4 protein-coding genes are annotated in these 7709 nt (G+C 54.5%); 3 read left to right on the top strand and 1 reads right to left on the bottom strand.

Annotated elements, in window-relative coordinates; all coding sequences use genetic code 11:
• On the bottom strand, window positions 1–850 hold an 850-nt coding region (gene gap / locus Q0628_RS00035), incomplete at its 3' end, for a type I glyceraldehyde-3-phosphate dehydrogenase (RefSeq protein WP_298767308.1).
• A gap of 212 nt (window positions 851–1062) precedes the next feature.
• Here gap and Q0628_RS00030 point away from each other — a divergent pair.
• The 3 genes from Q0628_RS00030 to Q0628_RS00020 form a co-directional block, all read left to right on the top strand.
• Window positions 1063–4902 (top strand): tetratricopeptide repeat protein, encoded by a 3840-nt coding sequence (locus Q0628_RS00030; RefSeq protein WP_298767307.1) that lies wholly within the window; start codon window positions 1063–1065, stop codon window positions 4900–4902.
• 233 nt (window positions 4903–5135) lie between these two features.
• The gene (gene hisS / locus Q0628_RS00025) at window positions 5136–6413 is read left to right on the top strand and encodes a histidine--tRNA ligase (protein ID WP_298767306.1); all 1278 of its coding nucleotides are present in this window, start codon (window positions 5136–5138) and stop codon (window positions 6411–6413) included.
• The coding region (locus Q0628_RS00020; RefSeq protein ID WP_298767305.1) for a hypothetical protein at window positions 6410–7709 on the top strand (1300 nt) is incomplete at its 3' end. The genes hisS and Q0628_RS00020, both read left to right, overlap by 4 nt.

Below are 7709 nucleotides of genomic sequence, written 5' to 3'. Positions count from 1 at the left end.
TAGAAACAACGGCTTCGTCGGTGTAACCGAGGATGCCCTTGAGTTCGCCTTCAGAAGCTTCCTTCATGGCAGCGCAGATTTCTTCGTAAGTGCAAGCCTTCTTGAGTTCGACAGTCAGGTCAACGACGGACACGTCGGAAGTCGGCACGCGCATAGACATACCGGTGAGCTTGCCGTTGAGCTGCGGGAGAACCTTACCCACGGCCTTAGCAGCACCCGTAGAAGACGGGATGATGTTTTCGAGGATGCCACGGCCACCGCGCCAGTCCTTCTTGGACGGGCCGTCAACGGTCTTCTGAGTAGCAGTTGCAGCGTGAACGGTGGTCATGAGGCCACGGACGATGCCGAACTTTTCATCGAGAACCTTGGAGATCGGGGCAAGGCAGTTGGTGGTGCAGGAAGCGTTGGAGATGATCTTCTGGCCAGCGTAGGTCTTGTCGTTCACGCCGTACACGAACATCGGAGTAGCGTCCTTAGACGGAGCAGACATGATCACCTTCTTGGCACCGGCCTTGAGGTGAGCAGAAGCGAGTTCTTCGGTCAGGAAGAAGCCAGTGGATTCAACAACGACGTCTACATCGAGAGCGCCCCAAGTAATGTTGGTCGGATCCTTTTCAGCGAAGATCTGGATCTTGTTGCCGTCGACGATGAGGAAGTTGCCTTCGACCTTGATGTCGTGGTTGAAAGCACCGTGGACGGAGTCGTACTTCAGCATGTAAGCGAGGTAGTCAGCGTCGAGGAGGTCGTTGATACCGACAACCTTGATGTCCTTGGAGAAGTTTTCCACAGCAGCGCGGAAGACCATACGGCCGATACGACCGAAACCATTGATACCGAGTTTGAGAGCCATTATTGGATCCTTTTGTTTGTTTTGTTGAAATTGCTACCCACCGGTAAGGGTGGTGCGAACTTGGGCTCAAAGATACAAAATTCCGAAGTGTTTGTGTAGTATCTGGTCAAAAAAAGGGGGATTTTGCCGACGAAGGCACCCCAAACCGCCATGGGCGGTCTGCAAAAGCGATAATCAACCGCCACCCCCAGCAATTGCTATATTACCACGAAATGAAAATTCATGTGTTAAAGCCGCACTTCGAGCTACTTGCGCCCCTATTCGGGCTGCTATTTGTCGCATCTTTGATTTCCTGCGCCGGAAACGGGCAGCCCCTGACCGAAACGGCCCCGCAGACAACATCCGAAAACGAGGGAAGAAACTACACCGACGACTATTTTGACGACAATACGCCAGAAAGCCCATCCGCAAAACCAGGCAAGTTCCAAAAAACTGCCCCCGGCGAATACGGTTCAGACGGATTCAGCTTTAAGGCGCCGGGTGGCGACTGGACTCTTGTGAGCGGTCCCGAAAACAACGAAACGGGCATTCCCTACGAATTTTACAATGCCGTGACCGGCCGCCGCGCTGTTCTTGTCGAAATTGAGCTGCCGAAAGGCGAGCCCATGCGACTCATGGACCGCGCCCAGGTCGAAATGCAGGCTTTTGAATCGAGCGGCAAGAAGGCGACCCTCGCCGAAACATACCCCGAAGAAGCCTTCGGAGGAACAGGTGTATTCTTCGATGTCGCGGGCAAACGCTACGACACTCCCTACGAGGCCGTCGGCTTCGTGACAGGAGCCGGAAACCGGGTCTACAGTCTGACACTCTCCGCAACCGACACGCCCCTGCAATCGGGCGAACTGAAGAATGAATGGAAAGAATTCTTCGCAAACTTCAGCATGCGCGAAACCGCCGCCAATGCAGGCCCGGAACTTTCCCCGAATAACGTGCAAAGCTTTGACTCCCCCACGCTCGGCTACACCTGGGCCGTCAAGGACACCCTCTGGCATCACTGGACAGGTATCGCCCGCCAGAACGACGACCCAGACCTGGTGCTCAGCAACAAGGCCGAAGACGTTTCGCTGTTCGTTTACGGGGCAACCGTTGAAAGCGACGCCGTCAATTCGCAGGATTTGTTCAAGGTGTTGCTCGTGCGCCTGGGCGTAGACCCCAACAATCCCACACTTGAAATGCACCGCCAAAAGGTCGGCGACCGCTACGCGCAGGACTTTACCCTGACTCACGTGGTCAACAAGTTCGACTTCTACTACACAGGCCGTTACTTCTATGACGACGGCCGCGGAATCCTGATCGTATCATGGACTCAGGGCGTGAACAAGAAAAAGTACGCCAAGGTCATGCAGCACGGTATCGAAGGCCTGACCGTGGGCGAAAATCCGGCCGCCAAAAACGCAGCCGCCAGCGACGCGGAATCCGCCAAGAAACAGGCCAAGTTCAACGCCGCCATCATGAGCCAGGTGGGCATTCTGCGCCTGCTCGAAAACCAGCCGCTCGTAGCCCTCAGCTACTTTGAACGCGCCAACCGCATGGACCCCGAAGAGCCTCTCTACCTGATCAACTGCGGATTCGTGTACCAGATGAAAGAACTTTACGGCCCGGGCATCAGCCACTTTGAAAGCCAGCGCGAACTGGTGCAGAAGAACGGCAAATTGCTCTCGATTTTGGGCGAAATGTACGAAGCCTTGTTCGACTACGGCCGCGCCCGCGAATGTGCCGAAGCAGCCCTCCGCTACACGCCGAACAATCCGGAATACGTAATCAACTTGAGCGACGCCCTCTGGGGACTCGGTCAGCGAAACCAGTCGCTGGTGGTCGTGCAACGCCTTTACGACACCCAGCCGAGCAGCCGCCTGGGCGTCTACCTCGCGAAAACATACATGGGCCTTGACCAGTACGCCGAAGCCGTCGACATTCTTTACCAGGTGCGCCGCCGCTTTGGCATGAGCGTGGAACTCGGAAGCACCTTGATGGATGCCCTCATGTTCCTTGGCCGCTACGAAGAAGCCCGCGCCATTAGCGAAGAAACCTTGGCCAAGGACCGTAACGACTACAAGATTTGGACCACACAGGGCAAGATTCTATTCTACAGCCGCAACTACCGCGACGCCGAAAAGTCGCTCACCAAGGCACTCGCCTTAAAGCCCGATAACGAAGACGCCAAGAGCTTCCTCAGCGCAACAAAGGCATTCCTCGGCAAGGCCGACAACCGCACGCTGCAAAAGCCCATCAATCCTGTTGAAGAACGCACGAAGGACTTGAAAAGTCTGCTACGCCCCAAAGCAAAGGCCGCAGGCATTGACGGAGATTTCCCCGCAGTCATCCACTACCGCAAGGAAATGCTCCAGGCTGAAAAGGGCAAGAACTGGGTCAGCACCGAAGAAATGCTCATGGAAGTTCTCGACATTCGCGGCGCGGCCATCTACCGGGAATTCACCTTCGATTTTCTGCCGGGATTCGACCGCATTTACCTAAACGCACTTGAAGTTTTCGATAGTAACTGGAACCTGAAGCAGAAGGCAAACCTAAACGGAGCCTATATTACCTACGCTACCGAAATTGGCGGTCAGAACGAATCACAGACGGCGCATTTCCCGCTGCAGGAACTTGAACCGGGCGACTTTATATACCTGCAGTTCAGCCGCACAAACATCGAGAACAAGGGCATGATTCCCTACACCGACTTTATCAGCAGCAAGGACGTTCCCGTCGGCGAGGCTGCCTTCCGTATTTACGCCGACACAGCCCGATTCGTGACCGAAGAATATGGACCGCTCGAACGCAAGGCTATCAGCGGGGGAATCGAATGGAGAATCGAAAATCCCGTCATTGTCCGTAAAGAACTCTATATGCCCGTTTACCGCGACTTTGGCGCAGGCCTCATGCTGACAGGAAAACAGGAATGGAACGCCGTCGGAGAGGATTACGAGAACCTGATTCGCCACCAGTTCAAGCAAGCCGTAAGCGTTCGTGAAAAGGCCTTCGAAGTTCGTGGGAGCAGAATCGGAAACGAGGCCGTGAAGGCTATCATAAATTTCGTGCGTCGCGATATCCGCTACAGGGATGTATGCTTCGGAGGTCACAGCCTAATTCCGCAAACAGCCGAAGTCACGCTCAAGAAGCACCGCGGCGACTGCAAGGACATGGCCCTTCTGCTCAAGGAAATGCTCGAGGCGATTGGCGTCAAGAGCTACCTTACCGCAATCCACCTGACCGAAGAAGGCTTCGCGGGACTCCCGACCATCCAGCAGTTCAATCACATGATTCTCTACATTCCCAAACAGGACAAGGTGAACGAAATGTGGGTGGACGCCACCGACAAGACGGGTAACGACCGTCCCGTGCCTCTCGACATGGAGGGCAAGGTGGCACTCGTAATCGACGGCGAGCAAAGCCACGTCGTGACGACGCCTATTCTCGAAGACAATCAGGAACACCAGATTAGCATTGACCACAGACTCTTTATCGGAAACGACGGAACCTCGGAATTCCGAGATTCAGTCACGCTGCAGGGCAAGTTTGCAAGCGTAATGCGAAATCGTTTTTACGGCCGCGACGTCAAGGAACAGGAAAAACTGATGGAAGACTTCCTCGCGTCGGGAATTCCCGATGTATCTATCGGCAACATCCGCATAGAGAATTTGTCTGAATTCAACAAGCCCCTGATTCTAATCGTGACTTATGCATCCAAGGGATACTTCGGCCAGGGAGGCTCGACGCTAAAGGGCCGTTTCCCGAATGTGTGGGAACGCAGCCTATTCAAGCTGCCCAAGGTCTCGAAGCGTCATCACCCCATCCGCATGCCTCACGAGACGCAGTTCTGCTACAAGCTCACGGTAAACGCGGCAAGCGGAAAAACCGCCAAAGTCACGGGACCCAAGCCGTTTAGCCGCGAAACCGACTATGTCAGCTTCGAAAAGGGCGGGAATGGAAATAACAGCATCAAGTGGACAACTTTCGCCTTGTACGCTGATCCAACCGAATACAACAAGATTCGCGAAGAATGGACCTATCTGCTCAGCGAAACCAGCCCGATGATAGAGATTAAGTAGGAAGTGACACGAATGTGTCATCCTGAGCTATACGAAACTAAGAACTTTAGTTCTCAAGTTGAGTTATGCCCTTTGGGTAAAGCGAAGCGCGTCGATATATGAAACATGGCTCTTTAGAGCCTTAGTTGAATTAGGTTCGTAGGAGCAGGATCTCATTAAGCATAGATTCTTCGACTCCGCCTAGCGGCTTCGCTCAGAATGACATGCTTTTTTTTGCTAAATTTGCTCGTACTATGAGCATTTCTATACCCCAGCTGCCCAAGGGCACGCGCGATTTTTATCCGGAAGCCGAGCGCATCCAGAACTACATTTTTGACACCTGGCGCAGCGTCGCCGAATCCTTTGCCTACGAAGAATACGAAGGCCCGATGTTTGAGCATCTGGAACTTTATACAGGCAAGTCCGGCGAAGAAATCGTAAGCCAGCTTTATAACTTTAAGGACAAGGGCGACCGCGAAATCGCGCTCCGCCCCGAAATGACCCCGACGCTTGCACGCCTCGTGATCCAGAAGGCCCGCGAACTCAAGAAGCCTTTCAAATGGTTCTCTATGCCGCGCCTGTTCCGTTACGAAAAGGCACAGAAGGGCCGCCTTCGCGAATTCTTCCAGCTGAACATGGATATTATCGGTACCGAAAGCATTTACGCCGAAGCCGACCTGATGGCAGCCATCGCCACGATGCTCCGCAAGTTCGGCCTCAAGGACGGCGAATTTGCGATTGGCGTCTCTAGCCGCAAGCTCTTGTCCACCTATCTCGAAGAAATCGGTGCCCCTAACCCGGCGCTCGTTTACCCGGTGCTTGACCGCCGCCTGAAAATCGGGCCCGAAGCATTCGCCAAGGCACTTACCGAAGCAGGTCTCTCTGAAACGCAGATCAAGCAGCTCGACGACTTCATGAGCTGCAAGAGCATCGAAGAAGTCCGCGCCGCTGTCAAGAGCGAAAACGCTACTGCCGCCCTCGCCGAAATAGAAGACCTGTTCGCAACGCTTACCGCTGCAGGCTACGGCGAATGCGTGAACCTGGACCTCAGCATTGTTCGCGGTCTCGCCTACTACACCGGCATCGTGTTCGAAGTATTCGACAAGGGCAAGTCCATGCGCGCCATCGCCGGCGGTGGCCGTTACGACAGCCTCACCGAAAAGCTCGGTGGCGAACGCATTCCGGGGGTGGGCTTCGGCATGGGCGACGTGGTGCTCGCCGACTTGCTCGCCGAACACAAGTTGCTCCCGAGCCCGAAACAGAGCGTCGACTTCTACATCGCAAGTTTCACAAACGACATGAAGAAGGTGTTCGAGACCGCCCAGGTGTTCCGCGCAGACGGAAGCAAGGTTTCCCATCCGCTCGCCGCCATGAAGATGGGTAAGCAGATGGACCAGGCCAACTACCAGGGCGCGAAAATCGTCGTCTACGTGGACGGTTCCAAGGCTGCTGCAGGTGAATTTGAATACAAGGACATGCGCACCGGCGAAATGTTCGTCGGAAACGCAGCAGCGATTATAGCCCGCCTATGATGTCCCCTTTAAAAGTCCTCCTTTCGATCATCAGCCTGTTCGTCGTTCTAGGTGTCGTTGCAGTCATCTACCCTGATGGCGGCATCCACATCGGAGAGTATACACTCCGTTACCCGAAGCTCACCGAGATTTTCGAAAAGAAGGCTCCCGCCACGGGAGACACCCTTTCCGATTCGACCGTCGCGGAAGACCCCGAAGAGGCTATTCGCGAAATGATGGAAGCGACCAAGAGGAAGGAATTTGCCGCCTACAGCGACTCGCTGAAGTTTTACGAGGATTTTTTCAAGAAAGGCAAGACGCGCTTCGACCTGCCGAACGATGATCCTACATGGTTTGACAGGTTCTTCCTGCACCTGGAACTTGCGGAGCTCGATTCAAATGTTGTCCACATCGTTCACTACGGCGACTCGCAGCTTGAAGAAGACCGCATCTCGTCGACAATCCGCGAAGACCTGCAGGAAGAATTCGGTGGATCCGGTCCCGGCATGATGCCACCCATCATGACGGTACCCTCGATGACGACAAGCCATTCCAGCAGCGGAGCCCTTTCGCGCTACATCCTTTTTGGTCCAAAGGAAGACGAGGCCGACCACAGCCGCTACGGTCCTCTGGCGCAGTTCGCGCAGCTGGACGGCGAAGCTTCGATTACTATTCAAAGACGTAAGGAACGCAAGAGTTCATTCGCGCATGTCGGCGGTTACAAGGTCATCAAGCTCCTCACGAACAAGAACGCCCGCATCAAGACCAAGCTAAACGTGAACCGTACATTTGTCGAAATCATTGGCGAAGACGAAGAAGGCAATCCCAAGGAAAAGCGCACCACTAAGGTCGTAGAGGCCGGCGAACCGACAGTCGAAACATTTAACAAGCTCAAGGTATTCACCTGGCGTCTTGAAGATACGACCTCTATCGCAAAATTGTATCTGTCGGGCTACGGCGAAATCTATGCCATAGCGGCAGACGGAGCATACGGTGTTGCCGTCGACAATGTCGCCATGCGCGGTTCTTCGGGCACAATCTTCCACCGCATCGACACGGAACTTCTCGCCGAATCTTACAAGGCCATGAACGCTCGCCTGATCATCATGGAATACGGCGGCAACCTGGTTCCCGGCACGAATTCCGGCAACATCGAGTGGACCAAGAAAATTATCACGCGTCAGATCCAGGCCATCCAGAAGGCAAACCCCGACGCCGACATTCTCTTTATAGGCCCCGCAGACATGGCCCGTCAGAAAGACGGAGAGTGGCAGACTTATGCAGGACTCAACATGACTATCAGGGCTCTCCGCGAAG

It is taken from the genome of uncultured Fibrobacter sp., from assembly GCF_937877005.1.
In the GTDB taxonomy this organism is placed as follows: Bacteria; Fibrobacterota; Fibrobacteria; order Fibrobacterales; family Fibrobacteraceae; genus Fibrobacter.
Note: the sequence above shows the minus strand (reverse complement) of the source record. Positions and strands in the feature narration are given on the sequence as shown.